This window comes from Clostridium cellulovorans 743B, assembly GCF_000145275.1.
GTDB lineage: Bacteria > Bacillota > Clostridia > Clostridiales > Clostridiaceae > Clostridium_K > Clostridium_K cellulovorans.
Map to the genome: position 1 here is coordinate 4704425 of NC_014393.1, position 23110 is coordinate 4727534.

Sequence of the window (23110 nt, forward strand, 5' to 3'; positions counted from 1 at the left end):
CTCCATTAATTATAAATGTACTTTTTTAATATAATGATGTATATTCTTATATATATGACTTTTTGAATAAGCCATTAAAGATAATTTTTTTGGTTAAATATGTCATGCAAACACCTATAGTAAAGGATGGTAAACTATGTGTCAATTAGGTTTAAATGCTTCAAACTTTAATCCTGAGATATTGTTTTTAATTGACCATACAATGAAAGGTAAGGTTTTTAAGAAATATCATCATCATGATTTCATAGAAATAAGCATTGTTCTGTCAGGCGAAGTTTTTTATAACATTGAAAACAAAGTGTACAAGATTACCAAAGGTGACATTCTAATTTTTAATCCAGGAGTTAATCATAATGAAATGCTAGAAGAAAATATGACAGTAAGGGAGCTGCATATAGGGCTTAGTAATTTTGCTATAGAAGGTTTTATTAAAAATACCTTTCCCCTCCCTATCAATTCATCTATTTTAATTTTAGATAAATATAAAGATGCATTTTTCCGTTGTTGTGATGAAATTCTCCTAGAGCAACAAGATAATTTCCCGGGATATGATATGGTTTTAAAATCTTTGGTCATGAAGCTTCTTGTAATTCTTCTAAGAGAAACTACTTTTGAAGATGCTCGAAAAAAAGGAATTAAGTTTTCTTGTGAACCCTCTGAAAAACAAAATGTAGTAAAAGCTATAATTTCTTATATGGATGAACATTACATGAATGATATTTCACTATCAACAATATCTGAAAATATGTATATGAGCCCTGTATATATTTCTAAGATTTTTAAAGAAGAAACTGGTGACTCACCAATAAACTATCTAATAAAAGTAAGATTGAATAAGGCAAAAGCTCTTCTAGATAATGGTGAACTTACAGTAAAAGCCGTAGCAAAATCCGTAGGATATGATGATGCCTACTATTTTAGTAAATTATTTAAAAAATATTTTGGATATCCACCTTCAAAAGTAAAAAGTTAAAGCAGAAATTTTAAATCATATTTCTGCTTCAACTCTTTATTTTTATCTATTGTTACTCTTTAAAAAGTTATTGTCTAAATATATATCGGAAAGTTCTATATCTAGTTTTTGCGAGTCAATTTCTTTTGAATCAGATACATTAGTTTCCTCTGACTCAATAATAGGAATAGAAAAACTAAACTTCGATCCTTCCCATTCAATACTTTCAACCCAAATACGTCCACCATGCATTTCTACCATAGCCTTTGTCAAAGATAAACCAATTCCGCTACCTTCAATATCCCTTTTACAGTTATCTCCTTGAGAAAACCTTGCAAAAACTTGCTCTTGCATATTTTTTGAAATACCGACTCCGTTATCTTCAACTGATACAATAATCTCATCCTGATTTTTATCAAGAAAAACCTGAATTTTACCTCCATCATCAGTATACTTTATTGCATTAGATAAGAGGTTTAGCATGATTCTCTCTATTTTCTCTTTGTCACAAACTATATTAAGTTCTTCAAATTTAGTATCAAATATAAGTTCTATATTTTTTCTTTCTGCATAAGCTACAGCTGATAATGTAATATCCTCAATTATACTAACTATCTCATAATTTCTTAGCCTAATTTTAATGAAGCCAGATTCTATCTTACTAGAATCTATTAAGTTATTTACCAGCTTTATTAATCTAGAACAATTCTTCTTCATTATTTCGGTATATTCATTAATAACACTTTCCTTATCTATTTCTCTTTGTTTTATCTTAATCTCGAATAGCTGAAGAGAACTATATAAAATATTTACGGGAGTCCTTATTTCATGAGAAATATTAGTCATAAAATCAGCCTCAACTTTATTTTTTTCATAAGCTTCTACTAATTTTTTCATATTTAAGTTAACTTCATTTTGAAGTCCAAGAAGTTTATTATTATATTGCATCTTATCTTCATTAACTGCAGTAATCATCACTACTTGTGAAAATAACATTAGTTGTGCCAAATATATGCCTTCATCTTCATAAATAATAGACATATTAAAACCTAATTCTAAAAAACCATGACTTACCTGCAAAATAGCAAATGCTAAAATAGCTATGCCAATAATATTATTGGCCATTCTTTTTGTATCCTGCTTAAAAACATATGTAGCTATAGCTATAGATATGGTAATAAATACGGCCTTATGTATAAAAATACTTATATCTTTTTCACCCAACATACAAGCAATAACATCAATTAATAATACTGCTACTACGAAAATCCAACTACCTTTAGGTTTTTTTAACTTATTAATTTCAAGAATAGCTAGTGTAATAAATAAGTAACCAATTATAAAACCAATAGCCTTTATTGATAATAGAAAGCTATTATCTTTTAAAAGTATACATAAAAAATTAAGAAAAATAGTAATGAGAGTACAAATATGTCCTTTTGAAATATAATCAATATACTTTTTGGGATATGTATTATTGAAGTCTATGAAACCTGCTACTATCGCTCCATAAGAGAAAAAGATAAGTAAATTTTGATATAAATTTTCCATAATTTGTCCTCTTCGTATCATCTTTGTTTTTTACTTAATTATATCAAATATTTATATTTTTTTGTATCTTATACATAAAATTCTATAGTTTTTTTTAGTTTTTTTAAGTTTATGTAGATTTTATGTATGTTTTTTATTATAAATGACAATAAAAAATGTTATTAGATTGCCTAATAACATTTTTTTCAGCATTTATTTATCAATTATTGTCTATAAATATCACTACTTATCCCTTTTTCCAACACTAACTTCGCATATTCCTTGGCTGCAAATAGAGAATGATCTCTATAGTTCCCACACTCTACAGCAGTAGTAGCAGGAATTACTTCTGTATCTAATACTTTCTTTAATCCATAAGTTAGAGCATCTATTACAGTTTCTGCTTGTATATCTCCCCAAGCTACCATATAAAATCCAGTTCTACATCCCATAGGCGATAAATCGATTATACCATCCATTTTTTCTCTCATATATCCAGCCAATAAATGTTCTAATGTATGTATTGCCCCTGTTGGCAATGCACTTTCATTTGGTTGTGTAAATCTCAAATCAAATTTTGTTATATTATCACCTTTAGGACCTGTTTTCACTTCACACTTTCTTACGAATGGTGCTTTTACTTTAGTATGATCCAATAAAAAGCTTTCAATTTTGTCCACTATAATCACTCCTATTTAAATCTATAAGAACTAAGAACATATCAATAAAAATATAGGCTTCATTTCACAATATATTATATTTATGGGCCATATTTTATTTATAGAACTTTGTCCATTAAATTTTGAACTTTGCTTGACTCTTTTCCACATCAACCTTTTGTACTTTCGTATCATTCATTAAATTGTACATCAACTGTTTAAACTGTAATACTAGCCATAAGAAAATCATAGGAACTAAAGATATTCCTACCATCTCTAATATGTTTTCAAAATTCCAGTAATAAAGATACAGAAAATAAACTGTTACAGGAAAGCTCATTAAAATAGATATAAAATTCTTATACCACTTATTTTTAAGTCTTAACATAAATGCTGATATTATATAAAGAAAAAATATTACACAAATAGATGCAACATAAATAGCATTTGTGTATTTGCTGTCTGGATAATCTAAAGGAAAAATTTCTGTTAGATATATATATATCCCGATAGATAATAAATGTAAAATTACTTGATTTATAAAAGTTACAATATTGTTCCTTAGCATATGACCTCACCTCATGTGACTGTAATTATAATATAGCCATTATAATATATATATCATATTTACGTTCCTATGTCACACATTACTATTTCCTTTTAGTCTATTTAGTTATAAGAATACTTTATCTTCATATCATACAAAAAGCAAGTACCTTCCCAAAAATTGTATTTTGTGTTTTTATTATCACTTCCTTTTATCAACTTCTTGTACTCCCCTTCACTATTGGAATAATATGCGGTTTTCCGCTTACTGGATTTTCAATAACCACCACGTCTATTCCATATATCATTTTTATAATCTCTATATTTATAATATTCCTAGGTTTTCCCGAAGCCTTAATTTCTCCTTCACCTATAAAAATTATTTCATCACTATACTCTATTGCTAAATTTAAATCGTGTAATACGGCTATCACTGTAATTTTCTTTTTTAAATTTAAATTTTTTATTATGTTCAATATCTCTATTTGATGAAATAAATCTAGGTGAGAAATTGGCTCATCTAATAATATTATTGGAGTATCCTGAACTAAAGCTCTTGCTACTATAACCCTTTGTCTTTCTCCACCACTGAGTTCTGCTATAGACTTATCTTTAAGCTGAAAAGTATTAGTTAATTTCATAGCCTCAAAGACTCTTTCTTTATCCTCATCACTATCTTTTTGAAGAGGTCTAACATATGGTGATCTTCCCATCATCACTATATCCTCTACAGAAAACTGGAATTCCACTTCAGTATTTTGAGGAACAAGTGCAATTTTTCTCGCAAAGTTTTTTCCTTTCAGCTTATGTATATCGCAATCTTCAATAAAAATTTTATCTTTAGATACTTCCAGAATTTTAGCTATATGCTTCAGAAGAGTAGTTTTTCCTGAACCATTCGGTCCTACTATGCTATAAAAATGACCTTGCTCAAATTGAAAATTAATCTCCTCTAGAATAGTTTTTTTTTCGTAACCAAAAGAAAATTCTTTTATTCTTACACTTGAACCCATCATATTATCTTCCTTTTACTCTTATATAATAAATAAATAAAAAGTGGTGCTCCAATTAAAGCTGTTATAGCACCAACAGGTAATTCCGTAGGCTCTACTGCTGTTCTTGCAAAAGTATCACAAAGAACTAAAAATATCCCTCCAAAAATCGCAGAAAAAGGAATCACCCTTCTATTATCTGGACCTATGATAAGCCTTATCATATGAGGAATAATCAATCCAACAAAGCCTATAGTACCACTACTTGATACTATCACTGCTACCATAAAAGAAGCTACAATTATAAGAACTTTTTTCACCTTTTCTACTTCTATTCCTAGACTCTTAGCAGTTTCTTCTCCAACTAATATTACATTTAAATCCTTTGAAAAAACATATATTATTATGCTGCCTATAATTACAGTTATTGAAAGAATAACAACTTGCCTCCACCCAGCTGATGAGACACTTCCCATTGTCCATAATATAACTTTTTCAATCTTTTCTCTATTTAATATCATCAGTAAAGATATTAAAGCCGAAATAAAATAACTTATAGATATCCCTGCTAACAATAAATTTACCGTTGGAAGCTTATTTCCCACTTTTGCTACTCCATAAACTATTATAGTAACTGCTAATGAACCTATAAATGCAAATATAGTGGGTGTAACTCCTAATATAATTCCTATTGTTGCCCCTAACGCTGCTCCTGATGAAATTCCTAAAACATAAGGATCCGCCATAGGATTTTTAAACATACCTTGAAATGAAGTGCCGACAACAGAAAGTCCTGCCCCTACTAAAGTTGCTGCTAATATTCTCGGTAACCTAATCTTTAGTATTATTGTGCTCTTCACTGAATCTATATTATTAGTATCGATGAGTTCATTAATCAAAGGTATTTTTTTCAATATTATCTTTACAGTACTATATACATCTATATCTGCTGAGCCAAAATTAGAACATAAGATTATAGTAAAAAATAATACAATGCAAGATACCACAAAAAAGAACTTTCGCTTTGATGCTTTTACTGCTAAATGCATATTTATTCTTCCTCACATAAGTTTGTTTAATTCTTATCACATAAATAAATATACCACAGCTTTACTTATATAAAATAGCTGTGATATACTCAACCACCCTTTTATGGATAACTTCAATTAAAGCTAACCTAAAACCTATATATATCTATGAAACCTTTACTTTTACTCCCTTATTAAAAACTTCTGGATGGATTATCTTAGCTAATTCTTCAAGACCATCTACAACTCTTGGACCTTGTCTATTTAATAGATCCTCATCTATCTCGTATAACTTTTCTCCTTTTACTGCTGACAGTTCTTTATAACCATTTGCAGCCTTTATCCCAGCTTTAGTATCGTATTTATTAGTACATACTAATATATCTGGATTCTTCTGGACAAGCTTTTCTAAACTATAACTCCAATTTGTTCCATCACTAGCTGCATTAGTAGCTCCTGCTCTCTCAATTATATTCCCGATGAAAGTGTCTCCAGTTGCAGCATAATCTCCATATTCGCCATAACCTACTACATAATATACTGAAGGCTTATCCAAATCCTTAACCTTTTCTGTAATATCCTCCACCTTTTCCTTCATATCTTCAACTAAATCTTCTCCATCACCTTTATCATTAAATAAAGCTGCTACAGTTGATATCTTGTCATAAACTCCCTCTAAAGAAGTAGCTTCTTTAATTACAACAACATTTATACCTAGTTTTTGAATTTTTTCTACAACTTCATCTTTAGTTATAGAGGAAACAACAACTATATCAGGATTTAGTGACACAATTTTTTCTACATTAGGTTCACTTACAGTTCCTAGAGAGTCAATTTTAGTAACTTCTATTGGATAATCATCACTATCACTTCTTCCTACAAGCCTATCTTCTTCGCCTAAGGCATATATAGTTTCTGTTATAGCTGGTGATAAAGATATTACTTTCTTAGGCTCCTCTTTAATCGTGATTTCTCTATCATGATCATCCTTAAAATCATATGGATACGAAACCCCTGAGCTTGCACTTACAGTTTCCTTGCTGTTGGTATTGTCAGCTTTATTGCCTCCATTACAACCAGCTAATATTCCAGTTAGTGCTAATACTACACATAATGATAAAACTTTCTTTTTCAACATAATACTTTCTCCTTTTCACTCAACAGCAAACGCTTGTGTTTATTGTTTTCATAACTTTCCTATATTTCAAATTCACTCTATATTTCTACTACTTTATCTTAAGTGGTACGCCGCAAACTACTAAATATAATTCATCACAAAGCTTACTAATATATTGATTCACTCTTCCCTGAATATCTCTAAATTCTCGTCCAAGTCTGCTTTCTGGCACTACCCCATAACCTATTTCATTTGTTATCATAATTATTGGAACTTTAGAAGCCTTTATGGCTTCTCTTAGAACAAATATTTCCTTCATTATTTCCTTCTCTATATATTCAAAATTTACGTTGTCTATATCGTCAAAGTCTACATCTTTTAAATCAAACATTAAGTTAGTTATCATTACTGTTATACAATCTATAAGGATTCCTTTATAAGTGATCCCCTGTTGTTGTCGATCTATGATGTACTGCCCTATGCCCTTGTAACCTTCATAAGTAATCCAATAACTTGGCCTTTGCTCCTTATGTTTTTTTATTCTTCTTTTCATCTCCTCATCATAAGGAATAGATGTCGCTATGTATAATATATTTTCTCCAAGTTCTTTTGCTCTTTCTTCTCCTATACGGCTCTTGCCACTTCTAGCTCCTCCAGTTATAAGTATACCATTACCCATTTTCTTTTTCCTTTCAACAAAAAAACTACACCGTTTGGGTGTAGTTAATAACAACTAGTCTATTGCTTATATAAAGCACTTAACAACTTAATTATTACTTCACATCCTCCCTCCGAAGATCGAAATTTCTAATCAATAGGCAGGTCTCCTGACTTATAGTTCACTTTACTTTCTATCCTTCTCAGCTAAACAGCTAATGGAATTTAGATTTCATCCCTATTTACAGTAGCGGGGGCTGTAGTGGACTCTAACCACTTTCCCTATTATCCTATTACCAAGTCTCTTACCAAAACTTCTAAGTATTTTGATATTAAACTTTTTAGGCACCTAAAGATTACTATTAGATTAAAAATAATTCTACCACTTATCTATACATTTATCAATATACTCTTCTTGTTAGTATCTATCAAGTTCAAAGCAAATAAAAAGAACTTATAACACTACTATTCCTCATCTTTATCGTATTCTTCAAGGAATGAATGCTTTACACCAGATTTCTCCCAACCTAAAATCGAATCCATATTTACATTTTTTGCAGCATTAAATATAGATTTATCTACATCATCAAAGGTTTTCTTTAAATTTTCTATCATTTCTTTTATTTCGTATCTCTTATTCCCTGTTTTTTTTGCTGATATCATACAAGCACAGTTAAGAGGCCATATTCCGCTATGTTGAATAAAGTTCTTTATGGATTTTTCCTCTATATAATATAATGGTCTTATAAGCTCCATATTTTCAAAATTATCTGCTTTCAACTTTGGAAGCATTGTTTTAAAGTTTCCTGCATATAGAATATTTAGCATAGTAGTTTCTATAACATCATTATAATGATGACCTAAAGCAAGCTTATTACAACCTAATTCCTGAGCCTTACTATAAAGTACTCCTCTTCTCATTTTTGCACACATATAGCATGGGTAGTCCTGAGCTATCTTTTCCGCTACTTCAAATATATCAGCATTAAAAATATGTGCATCTATTTCTAAGTATTTTAGATTATCTTCTAAAAGAGTTCTTATGCTCTCGTGATATCCAGGGTCCATAGCAATGAATTCTACTTCAAAGTTCATCTTCTTATGCTTTAGTAATTCCTGAAAAAGCTTAGCCATAAGGAGACTGTCCTTTCCTCCAGAAATAGCTACTGCAATTTTATCTCCTTCTTCGATTAAGTTATAATCTTTTATTGCACGGATAAACTTTGACCATATTCTCTTTTTGTATGTTTTAACAATACTTCTCTCTATATCTTTAAGTGGTTTTCTTTCTTCGAAAGGAACTAAGATTTCACAACCCTTTCCTGATAATTCACTCATTTTATCACCTCATGTTTTATTCCCAAAAATTATAACACGTTATAATTATTTTGTCTTTCATTACTTTAACTTGTATAGTTCCGCTAATCTTTTCAATTATTGATAGTACTATGTTTTTCTATAAAAAATTTTTATCATTAAGTTCAGTATTAACAGTACGTTATGGATTTAGTTGCAGATTAAAGTTTAAAACTTTCTACCTCATATTATATAAATTCTATTTCCGTACATAATATACCTAGGAGGTGATTTCTATGTTCCAAAGTGTTGGAGTAAATATTAACAAAGATCTTAAAAACGTACTAAGAGCAAAAAAAGTGCCCTTTAGAAAATCTTTCATGGAGCGCCCTCATTTAGAACTAGAATATTTTAAAGGTAGAAATAAAAATGCTTCAGAAAATACCATGGATCATCTATATGACATGATGAAGTCAAAAAAAGATAATATGATGAATTCCATGAAAAAAATGTACGACAAAAACTTTTCTAAGCAAGAAGAACCTATGAAAGAAATTCCAAAGCTATTTACGAAAAAAAACAATGCCACCTTATTTGCACTGGGAACTATTGCATCTGCTGTGGTGGTTTCATCACTTATTTCTAAATCACATAGTCATAAACATAGATTTAGATTTTAAAATTTAATTATTTTAGTGACAAGAAAGAAATCACATATTTAAAACTGCATTGTACGGATAGTATACATCCTAACAACTCCACTAAACAGTAGCAACAACTACGATATTAACTATATACGTAACATGTTTAATAGCTAGAGAAATTAAATTTCTCTAGCTATCCATTGTTCATTATATATTGTAAATAATTTTTTGCTTCCTATGCGGCGTAATAACTCTACTACTTCTTCAAAATGCGTATCCAAATACTTAATATTATGTGCATCTGAATTTAACGTAAGTGGTATATCTAAAATTTTGCACTGCTCTAAAATCCAATTATTGGGATATGGTGTTGTCAAATACCCTCTAGCAATTCCACCTGTGTTAATCTCTAAAATACAATTAGATTCCGCAATTACTTTTAAAGTATCTAAAACTTCATCCTTATACCACTGTTCATTTTCATCAAAATACATATTGTCTTTATTATTCTTTCTTATTAAATCCAAATGTCCTATAATATCAGGCGGATTTGTAATGACCATTTCCCTAATTAACCTATAATAACCTTTAACAAAAGCCTTAGCGTCGCCTTTATATATGTCTCTTATTATTGCTTCATATTCTTGAGGAGGTCCATCAACAGAAAGATATTCTTCTGTTACCGGACTCTTCATAAAGTGAACTGAGCCTATTGTATATTCCACTCCTAAGAATTTTGGTGCAATTTTTACTAATTCTCTTGAAAAATATTCTGCCTCAATACCTACATAAACCTGAATATCTTCCTTATACTTTTCTTTTAAGGCATTTATTGTGTCAACATACTCCTTAAGTTCATCCCACTTCATATTCCAAGAAGTGGAAAAATGTACTGGAGAATGACTTGAAAAACCTATTGCATCAAATCCTAACTCTATAGCTCTTTTAACATATTCTTCTGGTTCGCCAATTCCATCACAAAATCTGCAATGAGTATGAAAATTAGAAAATTTCATTACAAATTTCCTCCCTTTTGTTTTCCTATAAATCTTCGCTTGCTACTTCACGTCTCTCAGTTTTTTTGTTTCCTATCTTTGCACTTCTTTTTTCAAGTTCAGCTTTTACATCCTCAAGAGATATACCCTTCTGAGCCATAAGCACTAAAACATGATATGCTAAATCTGATATTTCGTATATAACTTCTTGATTGTCATCATTCTTGCTAGCAACTATAACTTCAGTACACTCTTCTCCAACCTTTTTTAATACCTTATCAATTCCTTTTTCGAAAAGGTAATTGGTATATGAACCTTCTATAGGATTATTCTTTCTATCTTCAATGACTTGAAATAATTCTTCTAAAACAGTTTTCTCAGCCATAGTATCACCTTTCTAAGTACATATTATTTATTTTTCCCTTTTAATTTCTCTATAAAAACAAGTATGCTCTCCTGTGTGGCAAGCAGCCCCAACTTGTTTTACCTTTACTAAGATTGTATCTCCATCGCAATCATAGTAGATGTTTTGCACATATTGAAGATGTCCTGATGTTTCACCTTTATTCCAAAGTTTTTGTCTAGAACGGCTATAGAACCAAGTAGTTCCTGTTTCTAACATCTTTTTAAAGGATTCTTCATTCATATATGCAAGCATAAGAACTTCTCCTGTTTCAGCCTCTTGTATGATTGCAGGCACAAGTCCTTCATTAAATTTAATATCTTCTATTTTACACATCTGTTATCACCTTAATTGGCTTTCTACAGCCTTACCTCTATATTTTCATCTTTTAAATAGTCCTTAACCTCTTTTACTGTTAATTCCTTATAGTGGAATAAGGATGCTACTAAAGCTGCATCTGCCGTAGTATCTTTGAAAACTTCTGAGAAATCTTGAAGCTTTCCACAACCACCAGAAGCTATTACTGGTATATTTACAGCATCACAAATAGCTTTTGTAAGAGGTATATCATAACCATTTTTAGTTCCATCAGCATCCATACTAGTTAGAAGGATTTCTCCAGCTCCAAGACTTTCAGCTTTTTTTGCCCATTCTACAGCATCAAGTCCAGTATCTATTCTTCCTCCATTTATAACTACATTCCAGCCTGATTTATCTTCTCTTAGTCTGCCATCGATAGCAACTACGATACATTGGTTTCCGAATATTTTTGCTCCTTCAGTTATTAACTCAGGATTTCTTATAGCAGAAGAGTTAATAGAAACCTTATCTGCACCAGCTCTTAAAATTTCTTTTATATCCTCTACTGTTCTAATGCCACCACCTACAGTTAAAGGTATAAAAACCTTATCTGCAGTTCTTTCTATAACATCAACCATAGATTTTCTTCCTTCATGAGTTGCAGTTATATCTAGGAATACTATTTCATCCGCACCTTCTTGGTTATAAAAATCAGCTATTTCAACTGGATCTCCTACATCCTTTAGGTTTACAAAGTTTATCCCCTTAACTACTCTTCCCATATTAACGTCTAGACAAGGAATAATTCTTTTAGTAAGCATTACTATTCACCTCTTCCTACCTTAATAGCTTCTTCTAAGGATAGAGTATTTGAATAAATAGCTTTTCCCGCTATAGCTCCATACAGGTTCATTTCAGTCAAGATTTTAATATCTTCAATGTCCTTAACTCCACCTGAGGCTATTATATTGCAAGACACTGCTTCATTAAGCTTTCCTGTTTGCTCAAAGTTTGGTCCTTGAAGAGTTCCATCCTTAGATATATCAGTAAATATAATAGTTTTTACGCCAATAGCTTCCATGGTCTTTGCAAAATCAATATAATTAACCTCACTAACTTCAAGCCAACCTTCTACAGCTGTAAAACCATCCTTTGCATCAATCCCTACAGCAATTTTATCTCCAAATTTCTTAACAGCTTCCTTAACAAGTTCTGGTTGTCTTAAAGCTGAAGTCCCAAGTATTACTCTAGCAACACCTGCATCAATTACTTCTTCTATAGTCTTCATATCTCTTATACCGCCACCTAGTTCAACAGGTAACTTTGTAGCTTCAATAACACTCTTTACAACAGATAGATTTCTTAGACTTCCCTTTAAAGCTCCATCTAAATCTACCATGTGTATGAATTCTGCTCCTTTATTCTTAAAACCAAGAGCTGTTTCAACTGGATCTTCTGCAACAACTTGTGAAGTCGCAAAATCTCCTTTATATAATCTAACGCATTTTCCGTCTCTTAAATCTATAGCAGGAAATATTATCATTTTACCAACTCCCCAAAATTCTTAAGTATTTGCATTCCACTTTCACCGCTCTTTTCTGGATGAAATTGTGCTCCGAATACATTGCCTTTGCTTACAAGCCCAGGAATTTGTCTTCCATATTCACTATAAGCATTTAAAATTCCTTCTTCTTCTATAGATGCATAATAAGAATGAACATAGTAAGCATAAGAACCTTCTTTTACACCTTTTAGTAATGGCGAATCCACGTCGAACTTAAGGTTATTCCAACCCATATGTGGAACCTTAACTTCTTCTTCTATCTTTTTAACAGTTCCCTTTAATAATCCAAGGCCTTCTGTTCTGACCATCTCTTCTCCAGTTTCAAAGAGTAATTGCATTCCAAGACAAACTCCTAAAATAGGTTTACCTGCTTTTGCTTCCTCTTTAATAACTGTTTCTAGTCCAGCTTCTCTAATATTCTTCATGGCATCTGGGAAAGCTCCCACTCCTGGGATTATTATTCCCCCTGCTTCTTTTATAACCTTTGGATCATCAGTAATAACTGATGGAATATTTAAATAGTTTAGGGATTTCCAAACACTCTTAAGATTTCCCATACCATAATCTATAATAGCTATCATAAGTTCACCTCCAAAATTTAGATACTTCCTTTTGTAGACATAACACCCTTTATTCTAGGGTCTACTGTAACTGCTTCTGATAAAGCTCTTCCAAAGCCCTTGAATAATGATTCAATCATATGGTGATTATTTTTGCCATATAAAACCTTACCATGAAGTGTAATTCCAGCATTAAAAGCAACAGCTCTAAAGAATTCTTCTATCATCTCCGTTTGGAGTTCTCCAACCATTGGTGCAGTAAATTCAGCGTCAAAAACTAAAAATGCTCTTCCACTTAAATCTAGAGATACCAATGCTAAGGTTTCATCCATAGGTAAATATGAAGTTCCGTATCTTTTTATACCAGCTTTATCTTTAAGAGCTTCTTTTATACATAAACCAATGACTATTCCAACATCTTCTACAGTGTGATGACAATCTACAAAAAGATCACCCTCACAATTAATTTCTAAATCTAAAAGCCCATGTCTTGTGAAAAGATTTAACATATGATCAAAAAATCCTATGCCAGTAGTTCCTTTAAATTCTCCACTGCCGTCTAAATTAAGTGTCATGTTTATCTTTGTTTCATTAGTATTTCTAGTTATAGTAGCTTCTCTTTTCATGACTTTCTCTCCTAATCCTTAAGATATTATTTAAACCTAACCTTTATAGAATTGGCATGAGCCGTTAAACCTTCAGTCTCTGCTATCTTAACTATTTGATCCTTAACTCCTGCTAGGGCTGTCTTTGGATAATATATATAGCTAGATTTCTTTATGAAGTCATCTACAGATAGTGGTGAGAAGAATCTTGCTGTTCCACTAGTAGGCAATACGTGGTTTGGTCCTGCTATATAATCTCCTAATGGTTCTGGCGAATATTCTCCAAGGAATACAGAACCAGCATTTTTGATTTCTCCTAATACTTCAAAAGGATTTTCTACTACAAGTTCTAAATGTTCTGGAGCAATATTATTTGCCATTTCAACCGCTTCATCTATGCTATCTACTAATATAATTGCACTATAATCAGTAAGAGAAGCCTTTATTATCTCTGGTCTTGAAAGCTCCTTTATTTGATTTTCAATCTCTACATTAACTTTTTCAGCAAGTTCCTTTGAAGTAGTTACGAGTACTGCTGAAGCTAATTTATCATGTTCTGCCTGTGACATTAAATCGGCTGCTAAGAAACTTGGATTTGCATTTTCATCAGCAACTATTAATATTTCACTTGGACCTGCTATCATATCTATATCAACTTGACCATATACACTCTTTTTAGCGAGAGCCACAAAGATGTTTCCTGGTCCAACGATTTTATCAACCTTTTGAACAGTTTCTGTTCCAAAAGCTAATGCAGCAACTGCTTGGGCTCCACCCATTTTATATATGGTATCTACTCCAGCTATATCTGCTGCAACAAGTATATTTGGGTTAATAGTGCCATCCTTTGAAGGTGGAGTAACCATAAATATATTTGGAACGCCAGCTGCCTTAGCAGGTACTGCATTCATAATAACAGAAGAAGGATAAGCAGCTGTACCACCCGGAACATAGATACCTACTTTTTCTAAAGGTCTAATTGTTTGCCCTAATATAACCCCTTGTTCCTTTGTTGTAATCCAAGAATTTCTCTTTTGCCTTTCATGGAAGTCTAAAACATTTTCCTTTGAAAGCTTTATAGCTTCTAAAAATTCTTTATCTACCTTATTATAAGCCTCTTCTATTTCTGATCTTGTAACCACGAGGTTTTCCTTTGTAACCTTATCACTGTCAAACTTTTGAGTATATTTTAAAACGGCTTCATCACCATTTGCTTTTATATCTTCAAGAATATTATCTACAGTTTTTATTACTTCGCCTTGAACTTGTTCTGCTCTTTCTCTTAACGACTCTAAATATGCTTTTCCCTCTTCACTATTTCCATAAACTATCTTAATCATAACTTGCCTCCTTAATCTCTTTTACTTTTATGAGAATTCAGAAAACATAGGAAATACTTTTTCCTGTTATCCTCTTAAGTTTCTCTAAATTTCCGCTGCTTCTTTTTTGTCTACGTAATCTTGAACTTTATCTATAAGGTTTGTTATTTGCTCCTTATGAATCTTTAGACTAGCTTTATTAACTATCATTCTCGCACTTATATCACATATCTTTTCAATTATTATAAGTCCATTCTCTTTCAATGTACTTCCGGTTTCAACAATATCTACAATAGCGTCTGCTAACCCTAAAATAGGTGCAAGCTCTACAGAACCTTCAATTTTTATTAGCTCAACGTCTTCTCCTCTTTTTCTAAAAAAATTTCTTGCTACTTCTGGATACTTTGTTGCAATTTTTTTCACATTATAATTATCAATTGTTAAGTAACTAGGAACTGATGCTAATGCAAATATACACTTTCCTACTTTTAAATCAACAACTTCATAGAAATCTTTGTTTTCTTCTAAAAGAGTATCCTTTCCTACAATCCCTATATCAACAACTCCATGTTCAACATAAGTTAAAACATCCGCAGCTTTAGCAAGAACAAATTCAAACCTATTACTTTCATCTTTGAATATTAATTTTCTTCCTTTATTCTTCAATTCTGTGCAATCTATACCAATGCTCTCAAATATCTCTATAGCATGTTTTTCTAATCTTCCTTTAGTCAAGGCAATTCTAACGTTCTTCATAGTTACACCCCTAAATCTCCTAATTTTCTAAACTAACATACTTTTCTTCGCCATCTTCTGATACAAATATAATATTGCAAAAACCTTTTTTCTTTCCGTAATCAATTGCCTCATCTTCACTATCTAAAAGAGACATTTCTACTATATATCCCTCTTCTCTAACTGCTTCAGCAACTGCATATGCCTTAACCGTAGCTTTACTTTCAAAGTGTACTAAAACATATTTATCTTCATCTTTTTGGTCACCTTGATTTTTTAATACATTTATAACATTATCAACATGTATTGCAAAACCTGTTGCTGGCTTTGGACACCCAAACTCTGAAGCTAGGTTATCATATCTTCCGCCACTTAGGATGCTACAACCTAATTGACTTGAATAACCCCTAAAAGTTGTACCTGTGTAATATTCTATAAATTGTATCATTCCTAAATCAATAGACACATATTCTGACAAACCAAGACTTTCTAAACTTTCATATACTTCTCTAATATTTTCAATAGCACATATAGCATTAGCATTCTTAGTTAACACTTTCGCTGAATCTAAAACTTCTTTTCCTCCAAATAAAGTTGGAAGTGCTTTTAAAGCCTCAGCATTATCCCCTAATGTCTCACTATTTTCTTCTATAAAGTTCCTTAATGCAACGAAGTTCTTTTTTTCTATAAAGCTTCTTAAAGTATCCATATCTTCATCAAATAACTCTAAATCTTCAATAAGGGACTTGAAGAATTCCGCTTGTCCTATTTCTATATGAAAATCCTTGACCCCAACCTTCAACAAGGCTTTAATAGCAGTTATAATTACATCTGCATCACTCTTAGCATTTCCACTTCCAATAACTTCAATACCTGACTGAGTTATTTCACTAAGTTTCCCTTCTAAGATTTCATTATTTCTAAAAATATTTCCACTATAGCACACTCTTAAAGGGTATGTAGCTTCTCTTAATTTTGTATTAGCAACTCTCATCAAAGGAGTTGTCATATCCGGTCTCAACACAAGTAATCTTCCTCTTGAATCTAAAAGCTTATACATACTTTCCTGATCTATAGACCCGCTTTGACCATAGAACACATCAAGATACTCTAACGTCGGTGTAGCTATTTCAAAATAACCGTTCTCTTTATAGAACCCTCTTAGAGAATTGATAACTTGATTCTTAATTTCGCATTGATCGAAAAGTAAATCTCTCATTCCCTCTGGAATATATTTGTTTAATTTTTTCATAATTGCCCCCTGTTTTACTTTATCACTTTAGCTAATTAAATTACTAAAATTATATTATTATTTTATTCTTGTGTCAATGTAATATGTAAATCTTATTTTCATTTTACTATAAATGTTACTAATTATATATCCTAATAATTAGTATAATCATAGATAAACCAACAAATTTAGATTATCCAAAATTTATTCTATATTTATAGCTAATATATATTACAATTGAAAATCTACATTACTTTTATAAACGTGGTCTAAATTAAATGTGGAAATATTATTGAAATTTATATAAATAGTTTTCCCATACATTTATAAATTATAAAGCAGTGGCAAGCTACCACTGCTTTATAATTATATTATTACAATATTAACGTAGATAAACTAACTCCAGCAAACCTTCTCTAATATCCTATTTAATCTAAGCTTTAAATTCATCGTTTTCTCTTTATCTACATAAATTCATTTAGTACATTTGTAGTTTCTATAAGGTCATCAACTAGTTTTTTAGCTTCCTTAGCTTTATTTATATGCTCTGATGACATTGCTGTTGCTTCCTCTGAATTTGCCATAGTCTCTTCGGATATAGATGAAATATTAGAAATTGCTTGTACTATAAATCCATTTGATTTCAATATTTCATCTATACTTTCTTTTACGTAATTGTTTTCATTTGCGATTTTAGTAACATTCTTATTTATCTCTTCAAATATATTGCTAGTTTCAACCACTAATTTACTTTGAACATTATTACTATCAACTAACCGTTCTACCATCTCTGTAGACTTAGTTGCATTATCTTGTAAACTTAAAATTATTTTGTTTATATTCTCTGTAGCTTCTCTACATTGTTCTGCTAAGACCCCAACCTCAGCAGCAACAACACTAAAGCCTTTTCCTTGTTCCCCAGCTCTAGCTGCTTCTATAGATGCATTAAGTGCAAGTAAGTTAGTTTGCTGAGCTATTCCTGATATAACAGAAGTTATTGTACTAATGTCGTTAGACTTCTCTTTTAATTCTTTCATCAACTTAGAAACTATATTGCTATCATTTGTTACAGTTTTAGATTCTTCATTAAGTTCATTAACGATATTAACTCCTCGTTCTACAACTTGAGAAGTAGTAGTTGATGCTTGTTGCATTGTTTTACAAGCGTCCACAGACTTTTCAATCTTATTATGAATCTTGTCCATATATACGGATTGTTCTTGAATATCTCCTGCAGTTGTTGATGCTCCATTTGCTATTTGCTCAATAGCATTAGCAACTAGTTGAGAAGAACCTGCTATATCTTCAACAATTCTATTGATCTCATTGGAATTGCAAGCAATTACTTCTGCAACTCTTACAATACCCTTCGATACAAAATCTTGTTTTTCTTTTGCTTCCGTTATCTCTTTAATACTTTCTATAGAGTGTTCCAAGTTTTCTTTAATTATTTTTGTAAGACTGAACATAACCGCAAAAATTAACACCATTGACAACACAATACATATATGGTCATTTAAATTGTCTTGTGAAATATTATTGTTGACTAGGTTCATCACTACCTTCATTCCAACTCCGAAGGTAATTAAAATAATATTTCTTATTGTAAGCTTTTTGTTTGCATATATGCTATATGCAATCCCTATTGGAAATATAAAAGAACATATAGCAAGATTAGACATAACTACCATACTACTAAGCCATGTCAAGTACAAAGTCCAAAAGGTTATTTCTCTTGGTACAATGCTTACGTCGTTTCTTTTGTGAATAATTGTGGCTACTATCATAGATGTCTGTAGTACCATAAGCTCGATAATGAATAAAGATAGATATTTGTTTTGCCTCACTATTATGGATATAACAAATAAGTCAATGAGAATGGTTAATATCCAGCAAATTTTCATTATCCTAGGATTTTCTTTTCTAATTAGTTCAATCTCCTCATTGTTCATATAATCGACCCCCCATTAGGATTATTTTATCATATTTGTCTTATAACATCAATATTAGTAAATTATTCTCACAATTCCTTCTGGAGTTTTTTGTTTTTTTTATTCTACTTAAATATATTATTAAAGCAATGATACAATTATTCGTATCATTGCTTTATATTCTTAATAAAATATTAACTTTTTATTTCTTTTTATCATTAAATATAATAAAAGCTATCTTACATAATAATCTCACAATTATAACTTACTATGCTGTTGGTTCAGTTGCTCCATGATTATGGATATGTTCTTCTCTTTCTGCAATAATATCTTCAATTAACTCTTTAGTTTCGAGTAACTCTTCAAAGGACATAGATCTGTAGTCCTTAGTCATGTTATTTGGCATATTTATTCCTTGTCGTCTCATAAATTCATCAACTCTATTTTGGTTTTTCTTATATATGAAATAACCTGTTGCTAAAACTCCAGCGCCAACTAGCGCACCTGTAATATGATCTCTAGTAATTGTTTGCATCATCATGTTATATTCCTCCTTTAAATGATATTATATTGAACAAAGGTTTCCATTGTAACCTTTATTAGAAAACACTATTTTCTCACACTCATTATTAAAACCAGGGAAAAGCTTATCTTGAACTAAATTAAGATTACTGTTTGTAAACATCACATTATTTCTTGTAGTAGGACTTTGTCTTTCTATATATTTAGTCAATAGAACCTTTATAAAATCCATATTCTTATTTTTTGGACTTTCTTCACCAATAGATGAAACATTATAGAATATTTCATTTGTGCATGTATTAGTAACCTTATTTACTTTTAAAGTTATACCTTCAAAATTTAGATTAAAGAAGTGTCTTCCGTAGTTTGTTAACCAAGTCACAGCAGAGGCTTCTACAAAGTTTCCATTTCTTATAGCGTTGAGCAAATAAAGTACAGATATTGCTTCTGGATCAACAGTACCTTTATTATCAATATCATCTTTAATATGTTCCACTATAGATAGAATTGTAGTACCTGCTGCTAACCAGTTTAACAGGTTAGTCACAGATATATTTTGTATAAACAATCGAGAAACTCCTGCAACAGCAATTATCCCCAAAGAATAATATGCTAGTATTGGTATTTCTCGCTTTGGTAAACTACTAATAATCCTTATAGGCATAAATCCATTCTCTTTTGAATATAGAATTGTAAGACGTATAAGCACCTCTTCAACTTCTATATTTTCATTAAAGTTAATTAGTAAACTTTGAATTACAGAATTATATCTACAATCAATTATGCCTTCATGTTCAGTTAGTGCATTTATAATTTCTTCTTCATTTTTTAAAGGTTTATTAAGTTTTACCCTCAGTCGATTTGTTAATTTACTTAATAAAACGATGCTAGGATAATTTGCTGTCATTTGTTTTACCCCCTCTAGTTTTAAACATCAATAATCTTATTGAATTACCTACAACTAAAACAGTACTTGAGTTGTGTAAAATTGCACCCCAAACAACTGGCAATACACCAAAAGCACTTAATAAGATTCCGACACTATTAATAGTAAATACAAGTGTAAAGTTTTGCTTTACAATATTCATAGTGTTCTGTGATAACTTAATGATATCAGGTATTAACATTGGCTCTTCTCTCTGGATTGTAACATCAGAAGCCTCAATTGCTATATCTGCACTTTTACTTCCAAGAGAAATTCCTACATCTGCATGAGCAAGTGCTGGTGCATCATTAACACCATCACCTATCATAATTATTTTAGATCCATTAGCTTGTAGCTTTTTTATCGCATTAACCTTATCTATCGGTAAAAGTTCTGCTTGAAAGCTATCTACACCCATCTTTGTAGCAGCTATTTCAGCATGCTCTGTTAAATCACCTGTAAGTAAGATAATATCGTCAATTCCTCGGTATCTTAAATTGTTTATAGCTTTTTTCATATTTTCTCTTACTCTGTCTTGAATACCTATTAAACCGATTAACTTATTATTTAAAGCTACATATATGAGCTTATCACCTTTTGCCAATAACCATTCTTCTTTTTCATTGGTGTCACTAGTGTTAATCCCAAGCTCATCAATAAAGATTTTACTTCCAACTGTAACAATACCTTCATTAATATTTGTAACAGTGCCTCTTGCTACAAAAGTCTTATTGTCTCCATGAGTAGGAATCTCCCAACCTTCTGCCTTTAGCTTATTTAAAATCCCCAATGCTAGAGGATGATTAGATGTTTCTTCTGCAGCAGCGGCAATTTCTATTATCCTTCTCTCATCAAAATCAGGTAAAATAGGAATAATATTAGTAACTTGAGGTTTTCCTTCAGTCAGTGTACCAGTTTTATCAAATACAACTGTATCTGAATTAGCCATAAGTTCTATATAGTTTCCACCCTTTATTAAAATCCCATTTTTCACAGCATTATTAATAGCTGCTGAAAAAGCAGTAGCAGTAGATAATTTTATTCCACAGCAATAGTCAATGATTAACATATTTAGAGCTCTTGTAGGACTCCTTGTTACTATATAAGTTACTCCCGCAAATAAAAAGCTAAAAGGCAATAAAAAATTAGAAAACTTATCTGCATAATCTTGCATAGGTGCCCTGTTACTTAGTGCATTATCAACCATATGAAATATCCTTGCTACAACTGTCGTATCTCCAGACTTTTCTGTATTAATAGTCAAAGTTCCACTTTTCAATATGGAACCAGCAAAAACTTGATCATTTTCTTTTTTTAGTACAGGCATATATTCTCCTGTAATAGGCGATTGATCTACAGCACCTTCACCAGTCACTACTCTACCATCTACACAAATCTTTTCTCCAGTATGAACAATAACAACATCGTCTTTGTTTATTTCATTCATCTTTACTTTCTTTACTGAACCGTCTCTTAAAACTTTCCATGCAAACTCACTGTTTAAGCTAAGCATATCCTGAATTGATTTTCTAGTTCTTTGGGCAGTATATTCAGTCAATAATTCAGCTGTATTTGAAAGTAGAATAATTACTAAAGCTGATACATCTTTCCCCAACAAAAGACTAGACAATATCGCTGTAGCTGTTAATGTATCTTCATTAGGCCGTTTAGTTTTAATCAATGACAGGAATCCACTTTTAAAAATTGGTGCTGTTAACGCTAAACTTATAATTGAAGGACCTGTAAGAAGCCTCTTGTATCCAATTTCTTGTGTCAACGTATATACATTCTTCTTTCTTGCCATAGTATAAACTAATGTCCCTAAAGAAACTCCCATTCTTGTGATTATACGGGAAATTGATCCACCTTTTTCACTACATATTTTCTGTCCATTCGTCTTAGCTTCATAAGCTAACTCCTTCTTAACTCTATAACTTTGCTTAATTACTAAATTATTAAAACAATCTTCTACTATATTTAAATTAGCTTCATTACCATCATAAAATAGCAACGCTGTGCCAGTTATAGTGTTAATATTAGCATTTTTAATGAATGCTATTTTCTTTATATCTTTTAATAATTTATCTTTATCTGAACCTTTAAGCTGATCACATCTAATCCTTACCCTCCCAGGTAAGCTATGTATAACAGTAGATCTTATTCTTCTTTGGTATGATGTATTTAACATTTTTTCCTCCTAAGTTTAGGAATATTCTTTTACTATATCTTTAAGCTGGTGTTCTATTGTATTGATAACATACTGTAGATTAGTTTCACCATATCTTCTAAACAGTTCTACATTATCAATGTTTACTTGTATAACTCTGTCTACCCAAGCTAATAACTTTCTTTCATATAAAACTTTTGTATCATAAGTAATTAAAACAGTACCTAAATCATAGTTAATGGTGACATCTTCAATTCCATTAAGAATTCTAATAGCATGAAGGATCTCACTATGATGGTTTCTATGTTGTATAGGTACTCTGTTAAGATGAGGAACTTTTAATCGTATTCTTCCTGGCAAGCTGTGTACCACTCTAGTTTTTGTTAAACTATATCTAAGCATTTCTTTAATACCTATCATTAATCACTCCCC

25 protein-coding genes and 1 riboswitch are annotated in these 23110 nt (G+C 31.0%); of the genes, 2 read left to right on the top strand and 23 right to left on the bottom strand.

Annotation, left to right across the window (positions count from 1 at the left end; genetic code table 11):
• Positions 1-136: 136 nt before the first annotated feature.
• Positions 137-973 carry an AraC family transcriptional regulator gene (locus CLOCEL_RS19550; protein ID WP_010073914.1) on the top strand — a complete coding sequence of 279 codons (837 nt, stop codon included), beginning with the start codon at positions 137-139 and terminating at the stop codon, positions 971-973.
• 42 nt (positions 974-1015) lie between these two features.
• Here CLOCEL_RS19550 and CLOCEL_RS19555 read toward each other — a convergent pair whose 3' ends face one another.
• The 8 genes from CLOCEL_RS19555 to CLOCEL_RS19590 form a co-directional block, all read right to left on the bottom strand.
• Entirely contained in the window at positions 1016-2503 is a 1488-nt protein-coding gene (locus CLOCEL_RS19555) for a sensor histidine kinase (RefSeq protein ID WP_010073915.1), read from the bottom strand.
• Positions 2504-2706: 203 nt separating this feature from the next.
• Positions 2707-3162, bottom strand: a complete 456-nt coding sequence (locus CLOCEL_RS19560) for an S-ribosylhomocysteine lyase (RefSeq protein WP_010073916.1) — start codon at positions 3160-3162, stop codon at positions 2707-2709.
• Positions 3163-3277: 115 nt separating this feature from the next.
• Positions 3278-3709 carry a hypothetical protein gene (locus tag CLOCEL_RS19565; RefSeq protein ID WP_010073917.1) on the bottom strand — a complete coding sequence of 144 codons (432 nt, stop codon included), beginning with the start codon at positions 3707-3709 and terminating at the stop codon, positions 3278-3280.
• Between the two features lie 193 nt (positions 3710-3902).
• Positions 3903-4703: an ABC transporter ATP-binding protein gene (locus tag CLOCEL_RS19570; protein ID WP_242655183.1), complete on the bottom strand. Its 801-nt coding sequence runs from the start codon at positions 4701-4703 to the stop codon at positions 3903-3905.
• Positions 4700-5728 (bottom strand): FecCD family ABC transporter permease, encoded by a 1029-nt coding sequence (locus CLOCEL_RS19575; protein WP_010073920.1) that lies wholly within the window; start codon positions 5726-5728, stop codon positions 4700-4702. Before CLOCEL_RS19575 ends, CLOCEL_RS19570 begins: the two co-directional genes overlap by 4 nt.
• Before the next feature lie 145 nt (positions 5729-5873).
• Entirely contained in the window at positions 5874-6845 is a 972-nt protein-coding gene (locus CLOCEL_RS19580) for an ABC transporter substrate-binding protein (protein ID WP_010073921.1), read from the bottom strand.
• An 88-nt stretch (positions 6846-6933) separates the two neighbouring features.
• Positions 6934-7503 carry a bifunctional adenosylcobinamide kinase/adenosylcobinamide-phosphate guanylyltransferase gene (gene cobU, locus CLOCEL_RS19585; RefSeq protein WP_010073922.1) on the bottom strand — a complete coding sequence of 190 codons (570 nt, stop codon included), beginning with the start codon at positions 7501-7503 and terminating at the stop codon, positions 6934-6936.
• Positions 7504-7624: 121 nt separating this feature from the next.
• Positions 7625-7797: riboswitch (cobalamin riboswitch) on the bottom strand.
• A gap of 149 nt (positions 7798-7946) precedes the next feature.
• Positions 7947-8819, bottom strand: a complete 873-nt coding sequence (locus CLOCEL_RS19590) for a tRNA 2-thiocytidine(32) synthetase TtcA (RefSeq protein WP_010073923.1) — start codon at positions 8817-8819, stop codon at positions 7947-7949.
• A 254-nt stretch (positions 8820-9073) separates the two neighbouring features.
• Between CLOCEL_RS19590 and CLOCEL_RS19595 the strand changes: the two genes are divergently transcribed.
• Entirely contained in the window at positions 9074-9457 is a 384-nt protein-coding gene (locus tag CLOCEL_RS19595) for a hypothetical protein (protein ID WP_010073924.1), read from the top strand.
• 143 nt (positions 9458-9600) lie between these two features.
• Here CLOCEL_RS19595 and hisJ read toward each other — a convergent pair whose 3' ends face one another.
• The 15 genes from hisJ to CLOCEL_RS19670 form a co-directional block, all read right to left on the bottom strand.
• A complete protein-coding gene (gene hisJ, locus CLOCEL_RS19600) occupies positions 9601-10437 on the bottom strand; it encodes a histidinol-phosphatase HisJ (protein ID WP_010073925.1) in 837 nt (278 codons plus the stop codon).
• A 25-nt stretch (positions 10438-10462) separates the two neighbouring features.
• Entirely contained in the window at positions 10463-10801 is a 339-nt protein-coding gene (gene hisE / locus CLOCEL_RS22925) for a phosphoribosyl-ATP diphosphatase (RefSeq protein ID WP_010073926.1), read from the bottom strand.
• A gap of 27 nt (positions 10802-10828) precedes the next feature.
• On the bottom strand, positions 10829-11155 hold the full coding sequence (gene hisI, locus CLOCEL_RS22930; RefSeq protein ID WP_010073927.1) for a phosphoribosyl-AMP cyclohydrolase: 327 nt from the start codon (positions 11153-11155) through the stop codon (positions 10829-10831).
• A 23-nt stretch (positions 11156-11178) separates the two neighbouring features.
• The gene (gene hisF / locus CLOCEL_RS19615) at positions 11179-11940 is read right to left on the bottom strand and encodes an imidazole glycerol phosphate synthase subunit HisF (protein WP_010073928.1); all 762 of its coding nucleotides are present in this window, start codon (positions 11938-11940) and stop codon (positions 11179-11181) included.
• A 2-nt stretch (positions 11941-11942) separates the two neighbouring features.
• Positions 11943-12662, bottom strand: coding sequence for a 1-(5-phosphoribosyl)-5-[(5-phosphoribosylamino)methylideneamino]imidazole-4-carboxamide isomerase (hisA, locus tag CLOCEL_RS19620; protein WP_010073929.1), 720 nt, complete (start codon positions 12660-12662; stop codon positions 11943-11945).
• Positions 12659-13264: an imidazole glycerol phosphate synthase subunit HisH gene (hisH, locus tag CLOCEL_RS19625; RefSeq protein WP_010073930.1), complete on the bottom strand. Its 606-nt coding sequence runs from the start codon at positions 13262-13264 to the stop codon at positions 12659-12661. The genes hisA and hisH overlap by 4 nt, the downstream gene beginning before the upstream one ends.
• Before the next feature lie 17 nt (positions 13265-13281).
• Positions 13282-13869, bottom strand: coding sequence for an imidazoleglycerol-phosphate dehydratase HisB (gene hisB, locus CLOCEL_RS19630; protein WP_010073931.1), 588 nt, complete (start codon positions 13867-13869; stop codon positions 13282-13284).
• Positions 13870-13895: 26 nt separating this feature from the next.
• Positions 13896-15188, bottom strand: a complete 1293-nt coding sequence (gene hisD, locus CLOCEL_RS19635; RefSeq protein WP_010073932.1) for a histidinol dehydrogenase — start codon at positions 15186-15188, stop codon at positions 13896-13898.
• 84 nt (positions 15189-15272) lie between these two features.
• Positions 15273-15923: an ATP phosphoribosyltransferase gene (gene hisG, locus CLOCEL_RS19640; RefSeq protein WP_010073933.1), complete on the bottom strand. Its 651-nt coding sequence runs from the start codon at positions 15921-15923 to the stop codon at positions 15273-15275.
• Between the two features lie 19 nt (positions 15924-15942).
• Positions 15943-17154 (bottom strand): ATP phosphoribosyltransferase regulatory subunit, encoded by a 1212-nt coding sequence (hisZ, locus tag CLOCEL_RS19645; protein ID WP_010073934.1) that lies wholly within the window; start codon positions 17152-17154, stop codon positions 15943-15945.
• 443 nt (positions 17155-17597) lie between these two features.
• Entirely contained in the window at positions 17598-19085 is a 1488-nt protein-coding gene (locus CLOCEL_RS19650) for a methyl-accepting chemotaxis protein (protein WP_010073935.1), read from the bottom strand.
• 247 nt (positions 19086-19332) lie between these two features.
• Positions 19333-19605: a hypothetical protein gene (locus CLOCEL_RS19655; RefSeq protein ID WP_010073936.1), complete on the bottom strand. Its 273-nt coding sequence runs from the start codon at positions 19603-19605 to the stop codon at positions 19333-19335.
• A gap of 24 nt (positions 19606-19629) precedes the next feature.
• Entirely contained in the window at positions 19630-20493 is an 864-nt protein-coding gene (locus tag CLOCEL_RS19660; protein ID WP_010073937.1) for a hypothetical protein, read from the bottom strand.
• On the bottom strand, positions 20474-22699 hold the full coding sequence (locus CLOCEL_RS19665; RefSeq protein WP_010073938.1) for a heavy metal translocating P-type ATPase: 2226 nt from the start codon (positions 22697-22699) through the stop codon (positions 20474-20476). Before CLOCEL_RS19665 ends, CLOCEL_RS19660 begins: the two co-directional genes overlap by 20 nt.
• Before the next feature lie 15 nt (positions 22700-22714).
• Positions 22715-23098 (bottom strand): HMA2 domain-containing protein, encoded by a 384-nt coding sequence (locus tag CLOCEL_RS19670; RefSeq protein WP_010073939.1) that lies wholly within the window; start codon positions 23096-23098, stop codon positions 22715-22717.
• Positions 23099-23110: the final 12 nt, after the last annotated feature.

What these genes read in the sequence shown, in the direction of transcription:
- CLOCEL_RS19550 (WP_010073914.1), top strand. Translation starts at nt 137, where the DNA reads ATGTGTCAATTAGGTTTAAATGCTTCAAACTTTAATCCTGAGATATTG.
- CLOCEL_RS19555 (WP_010073915.1), bottom strand. Translation starts at nt 2,503, where the DNA reads ATGGAAAATTTATATCAAAATTTACTTATCTTTTTCTCTTATGGAGCG.
- CLOCEL_RS19565 (WP_010073917.1), bottom strand. Translation starts at nt 3,709, where the DNA reads ATGCTAAGGAACAATATTGTAACTTTTATAAATCAAGTAATTTTACAT.
- CLOCEL_RS19570 (WP_242655183.1), bottom strand. Translation starts at nt 4,703, where the DNA reads ATGATGGGTTCAAGTGTAAGAATAAAAGAATTTTCTTTTGGTTACGAA.
- CLOCEL_RS19575 (WP_010073920.1), bottom strand. Translation starts at nt 5,728, where the DNA reads ATGCATTTAGCAGTAAAAGCATCAAAGCGAAAGTTCTTTTTTGTGGTA.
- CLOCEL_RS19580 (WP_010073921.1), bottom strand. Translation starts at nt 6,845, where the DNA reads ATGTTGAAAAAGAAAGTTTTATCATTATGTGTAGTATTAGCACTAACT.
- cobU (WP_010073922.1), bottom strand. Translation starts at nt 7,503, where the DNA reads ATGGGTAATGGTATACTTATAACTGGAGGAGCTAGAAGTGGCAAGAGC.
- CLOCEL_RS19590 (WP_010073923.1), bottom strand. Translation starts at nt 8,819, where the DNA reads ATGAGTGAATTATCAGGAAAGGGTTGTGAAATCTTAGTTCCTTTCGAA.
- CLOCEL_RS19595 (WP_010073924.1), top strand. Translation starts at nt 9,074, where the DNA reads ATGTTCCAAAGTGTTGGAGTAAATATTAACAAAGATCTTAAAAACGTA.
- hisJ (WP_010073925.1), bottom strand. Translation starts at nt 10,437, where the DNA reads ATGAAATTTTCTAATTTTCATACTCATTGCAGATTTTGTGATGGAATT.
- hisE (WP_010073926.1), bottom strand. Translation starts at nt 10,801, where the DNA reads ATGGCTGAGAAAACTGTTTTAGAAGAATTATTTCAAGTCATTGAAGAT.
- hisI (WP_010073927.1), bottom strand. Translation starts at nt 11,155, where the DNA reads ATGTGTAAAATAGAAGATATTAAATTTAATGAAGGACTTGTGCCTGCA.
- hisF (WP_010073928.1), bottom strand. Translation starts at nt 11,940, where the DNA reads ATGCTTACTAAAAGAATTATTCCTTGTCTAGACGTTAATATGGGAAGA.
- hisA (WP_010073929.1), bottom strand. Translation starts at nt 12,662, where the DNA reads ATGATAATATTTCCTGCTATAGATTTAAGAGACGGAAAATGCGTTAGA.
- hisH (WP_010073930.1), bottom strand. Translation starts at nt 13,264, where the DNA reads ATGATAGCTATTATAGATTATGGTATGGGAAATCTTAAGAGTGTTTGG.
- hisB (WP_010073931.1), bottom strand. Translation starts at nt 13,869, where the DNA reads ATGAAAAGAGAAGCTACTATAACTAGAAATACTAATGAAACAAAGATA.
- hisD (WP_010073932.1), bottom strand. Translation starts at nt 15,188, where the DNA reads ATGATTAAGATAGTTTATGGAAATAGTGAAGAGGGAAAAGCATATTTA.
- hisG (WP_010073933.1), bottom strand. Translation starts at nt 15,923, where the DNA reads ATGAAGAACGTTAGAATTGCCTTGACTAAAGGAAGATTAGAAAAACAT.
- hisZ (WP_010073934.1), bottom strand. Translation starts at nt 17,154, where the DNA reads ATGAAAAAATTAAACAAATATATTCCAGAGGGAATGAGAGATTTACTT.
- CLOCEL_RS19650 (WP_010073935.1), bottom strand. Translation starts at nt 19,085, where the DNA reads ATGAACAATGAGGAGATTGAACTAATTAGAAAAGAAAATCCTAGGATA.
- CLOCEL_RS19655 (WP_010073936.1), bottom strand. Translation starts at nt 19,605, where the DNA reads ATGATGATGCAAACAATTACTAGAGATCATATTACAGGTGCGCTAGTT.
- CLOCEL_RS19660 (WP_010073937.1), bottom strand. Translation starts at nt 20,493, where the DNA reads ATGACAGCAAATTATCCTAGCATCGTTTTATTAAGTAAATTAACAAAT.
- CLOCEL_RS19665 (WP_010073938.1), bottom strand. Translation starts at nt 22,699, where the DNA reads ATGTTAAATACATCATACCAAAGAAGAATAAGATCTACTGTTATACAT.
- CLOCEL_RS19670 (WP_010073939.1), bottom strand. Translation starts at nt 23,098, where the DNA reads ATGATAGGTATTAAAGAAATGCTTAGATATAGTTTAACAAAAACTAGA.